Annotated in this window: 15 protein-coding genes, 1 pseudogene and 1 riboswitch; of the genes and pseudogenes, 12 read left to right on the plus strand and 4 right to left on the minus strand. The window is 39.3% G+C overall.

Annotated features, from left to right (window positions below; translation table 11 throughout):
• The first annotated feature begins 92 nt into the window (after positions 1-92).
• Positions 93-368, plus strand: a complete 276-nt coding sequence (locus ACFW0C_RS01010) for a DUF503 domain-containing protein (protein WP_378104578.1) — start codon at positions 93-95, stop codon at positions 366-368.
• A gap of 4 nt (positions 369-372) precedes the next feature.
• Here the strand turns inward: ACFW0C_RS01010 and ACFW0C_RS01015 are convergent, their stop codons facing one another.
• Positions 373-816, minus strand: a complete 444-nt coding sequence (locus ACFW0C_RS01015) for a YaiI/YqxD family protein (protein ID WP_378104580.1) — start codon at positions 814-816, stop codon at positions 373-375.
• Positions 817-928: 112 nt separating this feature from the next.
• Here ACFW0C_RS01015 and ACFW0C_RS01020 point away from each other — a divergent pair, with 112 nt between their 5' ends.
• Entirely contained in the window at positions 929-1873 is a 945-nt protein-coding gene (locus tag ACFW0C_RS01020; protein ID WP_378104582.1) for an exonuclease domain-containing protein, read from the plus strand.
• A 64-nt stretch (positions 1874-1937) separates the two neighbouring features.
• Here ACFW0C_RS01020 and ACFW0C_RS01025 read toward each other — a convergent pair whose 3' ends face one another.
• Positions 1938-2489: a hypothetical protein gene (locus tag ACFW0C_RS01025; protein WP_378104584.1), complete on the minus strand. Its 552-nt coding sequence runs from the start codon at positions 2487-2489 to the stop codon at positions 1938-1940.
• Between the two features lie 141 nt (positions 2490-2630).
• Here ACFW0C_RS01025 and tsaA point away from each other — a divergent pair, with 141 nt between their 5' ends.
• The 7 genes and pseudogenes from tsaA to ACFW0C_RS01060 all read left to right on the plus strand — a co-directional run bounded on the left by tsaA (position 2631) and on the right by ACFW0C_RS01060 (position 10052).
• A complete protein-coding gene (tsaA, locus tag ACFW0C_RS01030; protein ID WP_378104586.1) occupies positions 2631-3314 on the plus strand; it encodes a tRNA (N6-threonylcarbamoyladenosine(37)-N6)-methyltransferase TrmO in 684 nt (227 codons plus the stop codon).
• A gap of 10 nt (positions 3315-3324) precedes the next feature.
• Positions 3325-4218 (plus strand): fumarylacetoacetate hydrolase family protein, encoded by an 894-nt coding sequence (locus ACFW0C_RS01035; RefSeq protein ID WP_378104588.1) that lies wholly within the window; start codon positions 3325-3327, stop codon positions 4216-4218.
• Positions 4219-4364: 146 nt separating this feature from the next.
• The gene (locus tag ACFW0C_RS01040; protein ID WP_378104591.1) at positions 4365-4907 is read left to right on the plus strand and encodes a LemA family protein; all 543 of its coding nucleotides are present in this window, start codon (positions 4365-4367) and stop codon (positions 4905-4907) included.
• Positions 4901-6718, plus strand: a complete 1818-nt coding sequence (locus tag ACFW0C_RS01045; RefSeq protein WP_378104592.1) for a DUF2207 family protein — start codon at positions 4901-4903, stop codon at positions 6716-6718. Before ACFW0C_RS01040 ends, ACFW0C_RS01045 begins: the two co-directional genes overlap by 7 nt.
• A 665-nt stretch (positions 6719-7383) precedes the next feature.
• A pseudogene (locus tag ACFW0C_RS01050) lies at positions 7384-8127 on the plus strand (GGDEF domain-containing protein).
• A 150-nt stretch (positions 8128-8277) separates the two neighbouring features.
• On the plus strand, positions 8278-9159 hold the full coding sequence (locus tag ACFW0C_RS01055; RefSeq protein ID WP_378104594.1) for a DUF368 domain-containing protein: 882 nt from the start codon (positions 8278-8280) through the stop codon (positions 9157-9159).
• Between the two features lie 119 nt (positions 9160-9278).
• Entirely contained in the window at positions 9279-10052 is a 774-nt protein-coding gene (locus ACFW0C_RS01060; RefSeq protein ID WP_378104595.1) for a CHAD domain-containing protein, read from the plus strand.
• Between the two features lie 248 nt (positions 10053-10300).
• On the opposite strand, the gene ACFW0C_RS01065 is transcribed toward ACFW0C_RS01060, so the two are convergent.
• Positions 10301-11059: an amino acid ABC transporter ATP-binding protein gene (locus tag ACFW0C_RS01065; RefSeq protein ID WP_378104596.1), complete on the minus strand. Its 759-nt coding sequence runs from the start codon at positions 11057-11059 to the stop codon at positions 10301-10303.
• 12 nt (positions 11060-11071) lie between these two features.
• Positions 11072-12739 (minus strand): ABC transporter permease subunit, encoded by a 1668-nt coding sequence (locus ACFW0C_RS01070; RefSeq protein ID WP_378104598.1) that lies wholly within the window; start codon positions 12737-12739, stop codon positions 11072-11074.
• 103 nt (positions 12740-12842) lie between these two features.
• Positions 12843-13006: riboswitch (Lysine riboswitch) on the minus strand.
• 262 nt (positions 13007-13268) lie between these two features.
• Between ACFW0C_RS01070 and ACFW0C_RS01075 the strand changes: the two genes are divergently transcribed.
• The 3 genes from ACFW0C_RS01075 (at position 13269) to ACFW0C_RS01085 (ending at position 16948) form a co-directional block, all read left to right on the plus strand.
• Entirely contained in the window at positions 13269-13832 is a 564-nt protein-coding gene (locus tag ACFW0C_RS01075) for a cell division protein ZapA (RefSeq protein ID WP_271735261.1), read from the plus strand.
• Positions 13833-13871: 39 nt separating this feature from the next.
• Entirely contained in the window at positions 13872-14429 is a 558-nt protein-coding gene (locus tag ACFW0C_RS01080; protein ID WP_378104600.1) for a CvpA family protein, read from the plus strand.
• A 134-nt stretch (positions 14430-14563) separates the two neighbouring features.
• Positions 14564-16948, plus strand: coding sequence for an endonuclease MutS2 (locus ACFW0C_RS01085; protein ID WP_378104602.1), 2385 nt, complete (start codon positions 14564-14566; stop codon positions 16946-16948).
• Positions 16949-16989: the final 41 nt, after the last annotated feature.

The raw sequence follows: 16989 nt of genomic DNA on the forward strand, positions 1-16989 counted from the left end.
CTTTCACTATAAGGCATAAAACCCTTTAATTCAAACAGTTGACACCCGGAAATAGTATGAGAAAATTTAGGAAGAAGGGGTAGGTGTGTGACATGATTTTACTGGGATTGGAAATTACATTTACATTTGCTAGCGATTCGCTGAAAGACAAACGCCAAATCCTACAAAGTATGATGAAAAAAGTATCCGCCAAATACGGGGTTTCAGTTGCAGAAACAGGAGACCAAGACGTCATCAACCAGGCTATTCTTGGCATTGGTATTGTGTCAAATTCATACAGCTTTGCGGAAAAGATGCTCAATCAAGCTGTTGACTTTTGTGAAGCCAATTATCCAATTGAAGTCATCCAACAAGATTGGTATGAATAGCTTTTTAGAGGCGGTCTTGAATAATCTTGTCTAGGGCTTGAATAAAATGCTGACGGTCTTCTGCAGTAAAGGGTTTAGGCCCCTTCGTCCGCATTTTTGCCTTCCGCATCTGTTGACTTTCATACCGCTGGCGGAGCAGTTGGTCGATATTCATGTCGGTATAAATCATGCCAGAGTGGTGAATGACCGTCGCTTTTGCCAGAGCTAATGACGCTAGACCGTAATCTTGGGTGACCACAATATCTCCGGCACTGATCATGGATAGAATTTTAAAATCGGCCGAGTCTGCACCTCTTTCCACATAGACAGTTTCCACATGGTCAGCGACTGGCTTTTTTGAAAAATGGTCAATCGAGGTTACTAAAACGACCGGTAAATCATATTGTTTCGCCAATTGAATTGTTTCTTGTTTAGTTGGACTACCGTCACCGTCGATAAAAATTTTCATCAAAACATCCTTTCTAACATTAACTAATAGAAAAATAAAACGTATAATATAATGAATACAAAATAATGCGCAATTAAGGTGTAAAATCACCAGTAAATAAGGAAGTGGCAATATGGTTTACAATAGAAGATCTGGTCAACAACGACCACACATGGGCAAGTCAATCATCGGTTTTCCAAAAGACTATGTCATGATTGATATTGAGACAACCGGTTTAAAACCAAGTAATGACGAAATTTTAGAGTTGTCGGCTATTCGGATTCGCGACCACCAGATGGACCGAACTTTTTCAACCTTGGTCCAACCCAACCGGCCAATTTCAGGATTTATCACCAATTTAACCGGTATTACCAACAATATGGTCATGACCGCACCGCGAATTGACCAAGCCATGCCAGAATTCTTAGATTTTATCCAAGAAGATATTATTTTAGGCTACAACGTCAATTTTGACCTGGGTTTTATTTATGATACCGCAGTAAACCTTTATAATTTCCCAGTGAAAAACGACTACCTGGACGTGCTAACCATCGCCCGTAAATTAGTAATAGGAACATCCAACCATAAGTTGGGGACTATGGCCCAATTCTACGGCATCTCTTATGAAGGCGCTCACCGTGGGTTAACAGACTGCTATATTACTATTGAAGTCTATAACCAGCTCTTTAACCAAGCCAAACAGGTTTATCAAAGTGAACAAGACTTCAAAAATGCTTTCTACCGTCGTAGCTATCCAAAACAAATCAAAGTAGAGGACTTAAAGGCAGAAACAACTGATTTTAACCCGATGCATCCGCTATTTAATAAGACTATCGTTTTTTCAGGGGACCTAGACAATATGTCCCGTGAAGAAGCGATGCAATCTAGTTTGAATAAAGGGGCTATTTTAGGTAAATCAGTGACCCTTAAGACAGATTATCTTATTGTCTCACAATCTGATTTAAATAAGCAGAAGAAAACCAGTAAATTTAAAAAAGCTGAAGAATACGCCAACCGTGGTGAAAAAATTAAAATTATTTCAGAGAAAATCTTCAAACAACTCTTAGAAATGGAGTAGGGCTAACGAAATGAGGATGCAAAAAGAGCTGTGACATCATGGTCACAGCTCTTGATATACAAGCTTAGCCTTTAGGTCCATGACGCTGAATAATATCATCGTATTTTTCAACCAGTTCGTGACCTCGTTCAGTTGTTTGATAAGCAATCATTGGCATTTGCGGCGCTAAATCTTCTTCACTGATTTGATCTTGCACATATTTTACCAATTCATCTTTTTTCATGGAAGAATAGCCTGATTGACCAGCCTTTTTAAGGATCTTTTTCAAAGTCCCTGCGTTCACCAAGTATAGAGTTTCCTTGGCTGACATTTGGTAAGCTAGACCTTCTTCAATAAAACGGTCTAAGTCCTTTAAGGCATGAATCCCGTAAATATACTCAAAATAACGTGGAATAGCTGATTCAGTTGAAAAAGTTCCTAAGTCAAGACGCCATAATAAAATGATGTGTCCCGGCAACAAACCTTCTTCTGTGCGTGCCATATTTCGTTTAGGAACCAAGTGTTCTTTTTGAACATCTAATTTATCCATAAAAGTATCGAAATCACGGTCTGGATTGATATAGGGCATTTCAGCGTAATCTTGATAAAGTTTTTTTATCGTATCTAAGTTTGCCATAAAATCTCCTCTTGTCATGTATGTCTTTTCTCTTAGTATAATTTGTGGCGGAAATTTGCACAAGAGTATTGAGGAAAGTGCCATCTGGTATTGTAATCAGTTAAAATAAAGTAGAAATAAGAAAGCGCAAGGAGGTTGCAAATGGAAGTAGCACCTATAGGTTGGATAGAAACGGCTTTTGTTGAAAAATTCGGTATTCCTAGACAAAGTATGGTTGTGCCACAAGTAAAGGGCATGATTCAATTTTATCCGCCCTACAATCAAATTGAATATTTTAAAGGGATTGAATCCTTTGATTACTTGTGGTTAGTCTGGTATTTTTCAGCACAGAAGGGTAGAGCCAATAAAGCAACTGTCAGACCGCCTCGTTTGGGAGGGAATGAACGGGTAGGTGTCTTTGCTTCCAGGTCGCCGTACCGACCAAATCCTATCGGCCTGTCTTCAGTGAAATTAGAAAAAGTCCATATAGATGGGGCTGGAAAAGTGTCTTTAGAAGTAGCTGGTGTTGATTTAATGCATAAAACCCCCATATTAGATATCAAACCCTATGTCAAAACAGACATCCATGAAGAAGCTAGGGCTGGTTTTACAGATGAAGTAGCTTGGCGCCCATTGACAGTAGATATGCCTGAAGCGATGACTGCGGGATTACCAGAATATTTACTAACCCAATTGCAAGCCGTTTTAGCCCAAGACCCGAGACCTAGAACCCAAGACAATCCTGATAAAATTTACGGCATGCGTTTTGATGCTTATGATGTACATTTTACAGTAAAGAGTGGTATTTTAAGGGTAGTAAAAATCACTGAACAGCCAAAATCATAGGAGGTTGACCATGAAATTTATTCAATATTTCCAGAGAAATTCAAATGATATTCAAGTCGGTATCCTGAGTGACTTAGGGATTATCGACATCGCAGAAGCAAGTGAAACATTAGGTATTCAAGTCCCAAACCAGCTTAAGGCCATTATTGAAGGGGCCTACAAGGACCGTATTCAACAAATTCTAGACTACTATATCCACCATGCCCATGAAGTGACCTTTGTGGATGCGGACACCATTGTCTATGCGCCTGTTATCCATAATCCTGAGAAGATAATTTGTGTGGGCTTAAATTATCATGACCATGTGAGTGAATCGAAAATCTCCGATGATCCAGAAGAACCCGTGTTATTTTCAAAATTTAATAACGCTTTAGCTAGCCATCATCAGGTCATCCCATTGAATAAATACGGCGAGAAATTCGATTATGAAGGGGAATTAGTGGTCATAATTGGCAAAACAGCTAAAAATATTTCCCAATCTGAGGCCCTAGATGCCGTATTTGGCTATTCTATCGCCGATGATGTATCCGTCCGTGACTTACAGTTTAAATCAGGTCAATGGTTACTTGGTAAAACCAATGATTTCTCTGCACCCGTTGGTCCCTATTTAACGACGAAAGATGAAGTGGACATCAACAATTTAGCCATTAAAACATATCGTAATGGTGCAGAAGTTCAATCGGCTAATACCAAGCAGATGATTTTCAAGGTAGCTGAGATTGTGTCTTATATCTCTGAATACATGACCTTACAGGCAGGGGATATTATCCTAACAGGTACGCCTTCAGGGGTAGTATTAGGTTATCCAGAAGGTCAACAAGACTGGCTTAAAACAGGCGATGAAATTTCGATTGAAATTGAAGGCTTAGGTCGTTTAACCAATAGATTTGAAGTAGAAGAATAAGAGAAATATATAGAAAATTTTGGAGATGTAAGTAAGTTAATATAGTACTTTACGTCTCTTTTTTATACAATACCTGATGATATCGCTTTATTGACCATGACATTTAAAGTATAATTGAAATATAAAAAGAAAAGGAGTTGGATATTATGATGGGGATTATTGTCATTGCTATAATCGTTGTATTAGTTGTGTGGGGGATCGGTGCCTACAATAAATTCGTTGGTTCCAAAGAAATGGTCTCAAATGCCATGGCACAAATTGCGGCGCAAGTAGAGTCTCGTTGGGATGCTTTAACCAATTTAATTTCAGCAACCAAACAATATCAAACACATGAACACGATACCTTAACTAAAATCGTTGAATCACGTTCGAATGTATCACGTAACTCATCTGTAAGTGATGTGGAAAAAGATGATGCAGCCTTCAATCGTGCTTTACGGTCAATTGATGTAGTAGTGGAACAATATCCGAATTTAAAAGCTTCGGACGTTTACCAATCAACAATGAATTCTGTAAATACTTATGAAAACAATGTACGTCAAGCACGTATGGTCTTTAATGACACTGTAACTAAATACAATCGTTTAATTAAGACCTTCCCGAATTCTGTTATTGCTGGATTTACAGGATTTACACCAGAAGAATACTTTGAAAATACAGCAGAAAAAGCGGAGATGCCACAATGGTAAAAACACATCAAAAAGCTATTGAGATAATCATAGCCTTTGGTGCGTTGGTTTTATTTTGGGTAGCACCCCAATCAGTATTGGCTAATGAAATTAATTCGATCGATGTAGATGTAACTTTGCAATCTGATGGATCAGCCTTAATTCGTGAGACTTGGGACATGTATACTGATGAGGGAACTGAGATTTATAAAGGTTTGAATCTTGAAGACGTTCAGGACATCTCTAACTTTACAGTTTCAATGGATGGACAGCCTATGGAAGAGCAGTCATCATGGGATATTGATGATAGTTTTGACCAAAAAGCCGGTACCTATGGGCAAAACACGAATGAACTGAATTGGGGGATTACTGAATACGGCCAACATACCTACGAGTTGTCATATGAGATTTCAAATTTTGTTACACAAACATCAACGGATCAAATGGTCTATTGGCAGTTTATTAACTCAGACTTGTCACCATCTCCCAAAGCTGTGTCTGTGGAAATTTCCTCAGATGTACAAACGATGAATTATGATGATAACCGTATTTGGGGATTTGGTTTCAACGGTAATATTGATATCACAAGCGATGGTGTCGTTCAGACGGCATCTACAGAGCCATTAGGATCCAACAACTATGTAACGATCCTATTGCGTATTCCAGATGGGACCTATCCAACTGACTTCGTGATTGAAGACAGAACCTTTGATTCATTTGTAGAGCAAGCATTCGAAGGGTCATCGTATAACTATGAAGACTATAATCCTGATGCCACTTATGAAGATATTCAAGAAATGGATGGGGCAAATGAAGCCGATACCTCAACCTCAACATCTACTAAGGTCATCCTTGGTTTAGCAGCAGCTGCTGGTATTGGTGGACTGGGTGCAGGTATTTGGGGGATCTCTCAATATGCTTCTAACCAACGGAAATACCGAGAGTATTATCCAACTATGAAAACTATGGAAAAACGTACGCAAGGAGAATACTACCGGCAAGCGCCAGCTGAAGATGTATTCCAACTTTATGTGATCTTAGCGCAATTAATCGATAACGAGAGTGAATTGCGGCAAAACTATATGACGGCGGGAATTTTATACCTGGTGAAAAACGGTTTTATCACAGTGCGTGAAGAAGAAATTGATGGCTTCTTAAGATCGAAAGATCAAGCCGTTATCTATATTCAATCAGACAAAGCACCAAGCGGACCATCCGCAAGATTGTTTAAATTAATGCAACGCGTTGCTCAAAAAGACGGCCGTGTTGAACAAAAAGCCTTCTCTAAATATATAGAAAAGAATTACAAGAAAATTGAGGCCTATGAACGAGCCTTAGATGCTTATTCATCAGATTATTTGGAAGAAAATGGCTACACTTTTGTCGGTCTAACAGCTAAGTCTCGTCGCGAGAAAACTGATTTGGATATTGCCCATGAAGTGGCAGGCGTCGCTTATACAGATAAAGGCTTTGAGTTACGTGATAATATCGTGAAATTCAAAAACTATCTGTTAGACTTCTCATTGCTAAATGAGCGTCAGACCAATGAAGTTGCCTTATGGGATGAATTAATGATTTATGCGGGTGCCTTTGGTATTGCTGATGAAGTGGAAGAAGAATTCCGTAAGATTTATCCTGAATATGCTGAAATATCAACATACTCAGATGCACCATTCTTCTACTACGCATACTATGGTTCAATGCTCAATAGATCTTATTCAGACGGTCATAGCGCTGCAACAGCTTCTTCATCATCTGGTGGAGGGGGCGGTACCAGCTTTGGTGGTGGTGGCGGTTCCTTCGGTGGTGGCGGAGGCGGCGGTGTTCGTTAGCCGGTCACAATATAAATGAAAACAATGATTGTGTTAGCCAACTAGACTCGTCTTAGTTGGCTTTTTTATTTACGAATGATTTCAAATATTCATAACAGAATTTTCAATATTGAAAACTTAGTATCATTAATGATGTGTAAATTTTTAGCCAAAGTAAAAAAATGAAAGGCCTTATAAATAAGTAATCTATAAAGTTCCGAAATTTCCCTCTCTTCAAAGTTAATTTAGTTCTTTCTGGCCGATCAATCGTGGTATATTTAAAAGGATGAGTTTTCGTATCAAGACAGGAGTAATTAAATATTTTTAATTGGGCTTATTATATAGGTTAAGGATTATAGGAGGATAGCATGATTGTAAATGTCTTAGCAAATATGGCAATTATTTTTATGGATATTTATTTAGTTTGGCGCTGGCGATATAGTATTGAGGAAAGACGAAATCCCATCAACAACCGTAACCTCTTTATCGGCTTACAAACGGCAGCGGGTGTTTGTTTGATGATGTCATCCTTTATCGTTGAAGGTGTGCGTTTTGACTTTAGGTCAGTACTATTCGCCTATACCATGGTGTATTTGGATAAGGAAATTGCCCGTCCGACAATGGTATTTGTTGCGATTTGTCGATTTTTCTTTGGCGACTTAACCTTGTCCGGATTATACTTCTTGATGGTCTTAGCCTATATTGTGCTGAGTTTAGGTGTCTTTGACCGTATTAAAGTCAAACATTCAGAGTTCTTCCAACTGTGGTTGTTAGCGATGATGGGTATTGTTATTACTGTGCCAATATCCTTTATTCGATTAGAAGATCCCTACCACGTATTTTCAGCTTACTTATTGCTGGCTTTTTTGTCATCAGTATTTATATACATTTCTTACCAGTTCACCAACGATCTAAATAAACTTTACCAATCCTCAGTGCACGACAGCCTAACGACCCTCTATAACGCCCGGAAATTAGAAGAAGACCTTGGGAAAATTTCAGAAAATAATCATTCCTATTCGCTATTAATTCTTGATATTGATAATTTCAAAAAGTTGAATGATACCTATGGTCATCTTGTGGGCGATAAGGCACTTCAAGAAATAGGTATCGTCTTGAATGATTTAAAAGCTGATTTATTCGATTATTACCGGTACGGTGGGGAAGAATTCGTGAGCTTAGTCTTTGACTGTACTGGACAAAAAACGCTGGATTTAGCTGAAACTATCCATTAAAGAATTGCTGAAATGCCACTATTTAGTGAAGAAGGCGAGCCTTTAAGGGTTACAGTGTCAATTGGTGTGGCCCTTAGAAAACCGCAAGAAGACATGAAAATTACCTTGTTGCGGGCTGACCAAGCTTTATATCAAGCGAAACACCATGGGAAAAACCAAACGGTGAGCGCTATAGGCGAGTTGAATTTCGATTAATTGATTATTTTCAACTGAATCTTTCATAATTTTTTAGCATTCAACGATGATTCTCAGCCCAAAGATTGATACAATAAGATTTATATAGGAGTATACTGGACTGGTCTTATTGAACTGTTTAGTAAAAAAGGAATTGAAAGAGGAGAATAAATGAATAATAAGAAAGATGTCGTCTTTTCGGCAGATTGGTTTATCCGTGTTCTGAAGGGTGCAGCTGTTGGGATAGGAGGCATTCTACCAGGTCTTTCAGGTGGTGTCCTAGCTGTCATTTTCGGCTTGTACGATCAAATTATTAACTTTTTAGCGAATATTACTGAAAACTTCTGGAAACATGTCCGTTACTTTATTCCGGTTGGGATTGGTTTCTTATTAGGAATCTTGGTATTTTCAATTTTCGTTGAAAAGGCCTTTGGACTTTACGCAGCTATTTTTATTACCTTATTTATCGGTTTCGTAGTGGGGACTTTACCATCACTATTTAAGTCTGCAGGAAAAGAAGGGCGCAGTACATCTGACTTAACCTTGCTAGCTGTGACTGCAGTCATCATCTTCTTGATCATGTACTTTGGAGGTCAAGGGATTACACAAGTACAACCATCATTTATCGCTTGGGTATTATCAGGTGCTTTGATTGGTTTAGGGGTTATTGTACCAGGGATGAGCCCATCAAACTTCTTAATCTACTTTGGTTTGTATGACAAAATGGCCGCTGGTATTGCAGCCCTTGATTTTTCAGTCATTATTCCATTAGGATTAGGTGGCTTACTGTGTGTCATTGGTTTAGCTAAGGTTGCTGAATGGGCCTTTAAACATTACTATTCTAAAATGTACCACTTTATTTTAGGGACTGTAATTGGTTCATCGATTGCTTTATTCCCAACACAAGTATTCCCTGGATTCTCAGCTGAAGGTTTAGCAAATTCTGGTTTATCATTCATGAGCACTTTGATTTGGAGTGTGATTGCCTTTGTATTAGGAACAATCTTCTCATTATGGTTCTCAAAAATTGAAGAAAAATATTCAAATGACTAAATCGTTTAAAAACAGGCACTTCCTTTTGTGGGGAGTGCCTGTTTCGTTTTGCAGATAATCATTTATTTTGTATAATTAACATATATGAAAACTAATTGATAGGGAAGGGAGCGATTTGAATGAATAAACGGCAAGCAGTATTTGAACAGCAGATAAATAAGGTGTCGGCCTTATACCTAGATTATCAGAACAACCCATTTTCCGGTGAACTAGTCCATGATTTGCGGGTTTCGATTCGAGAATTACGTAGTCTACTCAACTTTATAAAAAAACGGTTGGATAAAGACCATTATAACAAGTTAAACCAGCAATTGGGTGCAGCAGCACGCGTATTTGGGCCCCTTCGTGAATTGGATGTGCTCTATGATTATTGCGAAAATTATGCAGTAGGTCATCCTGAAACCAGTGAGGCTTATTATCAGCTGTTTAACACCTTCGTGAAAGACCGTCGGATAGAAATGAACCGGACTTTTAATAAGGGCAATAGCGCTACCATTCAGCAAGCTATTGAAGATGCGAAAGAAATCCTTGAACTTTCCTTATTTGAAGATAAGAAAGATTGGAAAAAGTATACCCTTAAGCGACTGAAGAAGATTGATAAAAAATTGCGGTATGCCTATAAGACAGTGGATATTTCTGACTACGAGGCAGTCCATGAAATTAGAAAGAGTGCAAAGAAGGTGCGGTATGCGGCCACTTACTTCGACGAGACGGTTTCTAAAGACTTAAACCAATACAGAAAACACGCCAAGGCCATTCAATCTGAATTCGGTGAAATTACAGATGCGCATGTCAATTATGAGTTACTGACAGAATACGCAGATAAAGTGACAGATGAAAATGTGCGTGACTTATTAATTCAAATTCGCGATGATATCGAATTCGGGGAATAAATTTAAGAATAAAAGCATACACAAAAAGCAGCTGGCTGTTCCAACTGCTTTTTATCATCTTTTGCTATTTGAAAGTAGGTAGCACCTTGCACGCTCATTTAAAACCGGACGCGAGCGAGGCCCAGCTTACACAGTCGCGTTCAAAATGTCATACTTCGCCGATACTTCATAAATCCTCCAATATCTTTTAGATATTGTTGAGCTTTTGTTCCAGTGCGACTAGTCTTAGATAAATTCTCTGATCCTATTTAAAATCTTTCGTTTGCGTATCTTGTCAAGAAGGCTTTCGTTCTTTCTTGTTTCGGTGTATCGATGACTTCTTTGGCTGGACCTTGTTCGACAATGACCCCTTTGTCCATGAAGACGATATTAGTTGATACGTCACGAGCGAAGGCCATTTCGTGGGTTACAACGATCATAGTTAGTCCTTCTTTGGCTAATTGAGTCATTGTTTCTAATACTTCCCCAACCATTTCTGGGTCAAGGGCTGATGTAGGCTCATCGAATAGTAAGACTTCTGGGTCCATTGAAAGGGCACGGGCAATCGCGACACGCTGTTGTTGTCCACCAGATAGTTGGTCAGGACGGGCGTCACGGTAAGGTGCCATACCGACTTTTTCAAGGTTCTTAAGCGCAACAGCTTCAGCTTCTGCTTGGCTACGACCTAAGATTTTACGTTGGCCAACTGTACAGTTTTCAAGTGCTGTAAAGTTTTTAAATAGGTTGAATGATTGGAATACCATACCAACTTGGGTACGGAATTTATTGATGTTCATTTTCTTGCCGTTTAAAATTGATTGACCGTGGTATAAAATGTCGCCGCCAGTTGGTTCTTCAAGTAGGTTTAAGCAACGTAGTAAGGTAGATTTACCTGATCCAGATGAACCAATAATAGAGGTTACTTGCCCTGGGCGCACTTGGAAGTCGATATCACGTAGGACCAAGTTTTCCCCAAAACGTTTTTCTAAATGTTGTACATTTAAGATTAATTGATCTTGGTTTTGCATGTCTTTTTCCTCCTATTGTTCTCTTTGTCCGTTGACTACTGTATTCGTGCTAGATTCATATACATGGTAAGTCTTTTTGCCCGCCATACGATTTTCGATGAAATTCAAGACACGAGTTGTTGTAAAAGTTAAGACGAAGTAGATGATTGCTGTAATTAGGAAAGTTTGGAAGGTTAGGTAAGTTGAACCTGCAGCTGATTTCGTTACAAAGAATAACTCAGTTACTGCGATAACATTCAATACAGACGTATCTTTAATATTGATCACAAATTCGTTACCTAAAGCTGGTAAGATTGACCGAATAGCTTGTGGCAAAACGATTGTCGTCATTGTTTGGTAGTGGTTCATACCGATGGCACGAGCGGCCTCAGTTTGGCCTTTATCCACTGAGGTAATCCCACCACGGATCACTTCAGCTAGGTAAGCACCAGTATTAATCGATACAATTAGTAAGGCTGCAAACATAGTAGACATTTGGAAATTAAAGAATAGTCTTGAACCATAGAAAATCATCATAGCTTGTACCATCATTGGGGTACCACGGAAGATTTCAATGTAGGCAGCAATCACAAAGTCGAATAATTTATAGAAGAAGTAGGCAACCGGTTTTTGATCGCGACGGACGATTAATGAACGGTAGATGGCAATCATTAAACCAATGACAAATCCAATAATTGTTGAGCTTAATGCGATAAACATAGTGTTACCAGCACCAACTAGGAATTGGGAACCGTAAGTATCCCAGATGCCCGCAACTTCAGACCAGAACCCAGCACTTTCACCGCGCTCGTTTAAGTTCACCATATCTTCCATTAACTGGTCACGGTCAGCGGTTGGAATAGTTGCTAAAGCTTGGTTCATAATGTTGGTTAATGTAGAATCTTTTCTGGTTGCAACAGCAATATCAGAAGTGACTTCACCTAAGTCAAAGCCTTGACCCTCAGCGAACTCCACGTATGTTAAGTCAGGGTTGGCAGCTACAGCAGCCATGGCACCTGGTTTTTCAGATACATAGGCGTCAACTGAACCAGCAGTTAAAGCAGTGATCATCGTTGGGAATGAATCTAGGGCAGTGGCTTGGTTTACGTCAGGGATTTGCGGAATTAAATCATAATGGAATGTGTTTAATTGACCAGTAACAGTTGTGCCAGCGAAATCTTCTAGCGATGTGGCATCTGCGTATTCACCGTCAGCCATTGTCACTAGAACGATATCTGAAGAATAGTAAGAATCTGAGAAGTCCATTTGTTGTAGACGTTCTGGTGTTGGTGACATACCGGCGATAATCACGTCAATCATGCCAGATTCAAGTGCAGGTGGTAGACCGTCCCACTCTAACTTAACAATTTCGAGTTCTAAACCTAGTGAATCAGCTAGACGTTTAGCGATTTGCACGTCATAACCGTTTGCAAATTCACCGTCAGAATTTGAAATACGGACCGCTCCGTCTGCGTCAGATGTTTGCGACCAGTTGAAGGGTGCATAGTTGGCTTCCATCCCGACGCGTAGGACGCCTTCTGTGTCTAAACCTTCAGCTAATGCTTTTTGGTCCACCTCAATTGTTGTGCCAATCTCACTCGCTTCAACAAAAGCGGATGTTGGGCCAACGATGGCAAATACGATGGTCAAAATAGCAATCAAAGCTTTTTGCCAAGTGTTTCTTATTTGATGATTTTTCATAATAATACCTCCCGAAAATAATAAAAAGCCTCTACAGCAATAAATTGCAATAGAGGCTTCCCTTTGTACGCAGTAAGACTATGACTAGTCTTTCAGTCGTCACTCGTAGGATAGCGCATCACTTGGTGAAGTGACAGTCATAAACATTTTTTGTTTATGCCCAATACTTTAACTTGGGGTTAAAATATTTCGGCGAATATTCCTTTCCATACTTTCAACGCTCCCGCTCGGGTATGTACTGATAAGCTCCGCACCTCTATCTCAATATATCGTATCTCATCATACACGAACAACAGTGACTTGTCATGAAAATCTGATTAAATCTTTCATATCAGCCTAAAATCATTGCGATTTTTCTAACTTTTTGGGTCATTGGAAGCAGATAATGGCTAGGTCTAGCCATTATACGGGATAAATGGTAAAATATCTAAGATTATGAAAGATAGGTGAAACAAAAGCCGTTAAGACGGACCTTTCTATTGCATCTATAAACATTTAACGCACATTATAAAAAGTTGGAGTGACAAATATGTCGAATGAAGAAAAAAACAGAGTAATAGCGAAATTGGGCTATCACAAATTCACCATCAAGAGTCATAAAACAAGTGAACATATTCAACAAGTGAGCCGTGATATCAACCAATTACTAGCTGATATCAGTAAAAAGAATCCTAATATGTCAATGGAAGAGATGGCTTTATTAGTAGCGTTAAACATCCAATCTGATAATGTGGATTTACAAGCACAAATGGCTGTAAAATCTAAAGAAAATGCCGATTTAATGGTCCGTGTAAAATCAATGGAGCAAACCATGGGCACGTTGGTGAAAGAAATCGCTGAAATAGAAAAAGAAAAGATGCGTGAAGCACAAGAAAAAACTCAACCACAAACACCATCAAAAGCCAAGACGACCCAGGGACATGCTAAAGCGTCAGCTAAAAGACCAGCGCAAACAAAAGCAAGTGGAAAACAAACACTAACACAGGCTGACTTAGATAAAGAAATTCCTGAAATTAGCCAACCAAGTTTGAAGTCTAGTGTGAACACAGCCTCAAAACAATTGGGTCGTTTGCGTCAAACACCAAGATCATAGGCTATTGATAGAAAATATGGGTACCAACGGGAGGAAAGCATGACAAGTTTTTTGATTTTATTATTTTTTATACTTAGTATAGGCGTTGGTGTCTATCGAGGGGCTATACTGCAAGGCATTCATTCACTAGGTCTGTTGGTCGCGTATTTGTTTGCTGTTTTGTTCTATCAAAACCTAATTGACCTTGTGTCTTTATGGGTACCTTATGTAGGTTTAGATATTGAAAATACCTTTGCCTATTATCCTGTGGCTTTATTACAAAATATGGATGTCATTTACTTTAGACTAGTTTCCATGTTAGCCATCATCTTGCTTGTTTGGATTGTTACTAAATTTATTGCTTTTGGCTTAAGAGACTTGAAATTTAAAGAAATGGATATTCAATGGAATGGTATTTTGGGTGGCCTATTTGGTTTCTTCTCAGCTTGGTTCTGGTCATTCTTTATTTTAATGTTTATGTCAGTATTAACCTTTGAAGGTGTGCAAACAACCCTAGCCAATTCATCAGTCTCCGACTTTATTATCTTGAATACCCCAATCTTATCTGGCCAGGTATTTAACATCCTATTACAAGGATTAGGCAACTTACCATTTTAACAACTTGAAAATATATGCCTTTGCGTACTGCGCACCGTGGCAATTGATATGGCTGTGATAATTGATCACGGCCTATTTCCTACTTAAGACGACTTTTATATTCGTTCCTGATAACAATCGAAGGAGGACACATTTTGAACCCTAAAATATTTCAAACCTTAGAATTTGAGAAAATACAACAACAAGTAGCAAAAGAAACCCGAACTGAAATAGGAAAAATCCAAGCATTAAATTTAAAACCCAGTGCAGAAGCAGAAGAAATTGAGCAAGCCTTACAAAGTGTTGACGATGTCAAACGCTTGTTTGAATTAGACAAACGAATCCCAGTCAGTCAATTAATCAATGTAAAACCATTCTTAAAACGATTGGATATTGGTGCTGACTTAAATGGGAAAGAATTAGCTGCAGTAGGCCGAGTCTTACGTGCATCTGGCGAGGTTTCTACCTTCTTTAGTAAACTAAAAGAAGCGCAAGTTGAATTAATGCAATTATATTCAATAGCGGATGACTTTATTGATATGCGGGACTTGATGCGTAAAATGCAAAATGCCATTGCAGATGATGGGTCAGTCTATGACAATGCCTCGTCAACTTTACATGGCTTAAGACAAGGAATCAAACGTGAAGAAGCGGGTATCCGTGTCAAACTAGACCAAATCATCCGTTCTAATAAAGCCTCCTATTTAAGTGAGGCCATCATTACTATCCGTAACAACCGCTTTGTTATTCCGGTTAAACAAGAATATCGCAATGCCTTTGGTGGGGTAGTTCATGACCAATCGTCATCAGGACAAACACTCTATATTGAACCGCAAACAGTTTTAGATGCGAATAACCACTTACGGTCCCTGCAAGTCCAAGAAGACGAGGAAATTAAACGTATTTTTCAAGAGCTATCTGCAGAATTAGCCCCTTACACTAGTGAAATTGCTGAAAACAATCAACGTCTTGGAGATTTGGACTTGATTCAAGCTAAATTCTTCTTTGCCCGTGAAATTGGGGCCAACCGACCTATATTAGCAAATGAATCTGAACGTATTGACTTGAAAGAAGCTAGACATCCCTTATTAGATCGCAAATCAGTAGTCGCAAATGACATTCATTTTAGTCATGAATACAATATGATTGTTATTACAGGGCCAAATACTGGTGGTAAAACCATTACCTTGAAAACAGTCGGTCTACTGCAATTAATGGCACAATCAGGCTTGTATATCACAGCCAAGGCAGATTCACGAGTAGAAATCTTCAATGAGATTTTTGCGGATATTGGTGACGAACAGTCCATTGAACAAAGTTTATCAACATTCTCGGGCCATATGACCAATATTATCCGTATAGTGGAAGCTGCAGATGACCATTCACTTGTCTTGATCGATGAGTTGGGATCAGGTACCGACCCTCAAGAAGGGGCAGCCATCGCCATCGCGGTATTGAACCGTTTTGCCTTCCTAAATGCAAAAGTAATGGCCACTACCCATTATCCTGAACTGAAAACTTACGCCTACGAACATCCTGGGGCCATCAATGCTTCGATGGAATTTAATGAAATTACCTTGGAACCGACTTATCAATTGCTGATTGGGGTGCCGGGGCGCTCTAACGCCTTTGATATCTCCCAACGACTAGGTTTACCAGTTGAAATGGTGGATGAGGCGCGTTCTTATATCCAAGAAGACAGCCAAAATCTGAACGAAATGTTGCTTGATCTTGAAACCCAACGCCATGAATACGAAGACTTAACAGCCGAAGCAGCCAAAGACTTAGCTGATGCTGAAAATCTTTTAAATGATTTGAAAAAGGCACAAGCCAGACTAGAAGCTGACAAACAAACTTACATGAACCGGGCCCGTAAAGAAGCCAATCAATTGGTAGAAGACACCAAGGCACAAGCCGATGACATTCTGGCGGAGATTCGGGAGTGGCAAATCAACCATCCAACCATTGGTAACATCAAGGAACACGAGATGATTGACCGTCAAAGTGCCTTATCTAACTTAACGCAAGAAGAAGAACAGCTGAAGAAAAACAAAGTCCTTCAAAAAGCCAAGAAAAATAAAGAGCGAAAAGCCGGCTTTGAAGCGGGCGATGAAGTGAATGTGCTAAGCTACGGGCAACGTGGTACCTTGGTTGAGAAACGCGACAAGGACTGGGTAGTTCAGATGGGGATGCTGAAGATGGAAGTGGCTGAAAAAGACTTAACTTTAGTTGATGAGAAACCGAAGAAAGAAAAAAATCATCGGGCTGGCCTTAAAGCAAGTAAGGCTAAATCAGTCAATACTAGCCTAGATTTACGTGGTGAACGGTACGAGGAAGCCATGATTCGACTGAGCAACTTTATCGATTCAGCCTTATTAGCTGGACATGGTCAGGTAACCATTATTCATGGTCACGGGACGGGCGCCTTAAGACAGGGTGTTCAAAAGGCCTTGAAGAACCATCCACGGGTTGAATCCTTTGAATTTGCACCTTATAACATGGGTGGTAATGGGGCGACAATCGCTAAATTTAAAGGCTAAATTGCTAAAAAGCAGATAAATGTTCAAATTGGTCAGACAAT

It is taken from the genome of Aerococcus sp. NPDC058936, from assembly GCF_042741995.1.
GTDB lineage: Bacteria > Bacillota > Bacilli > Lactobacillales > Aerococcaceae > Aerococcus.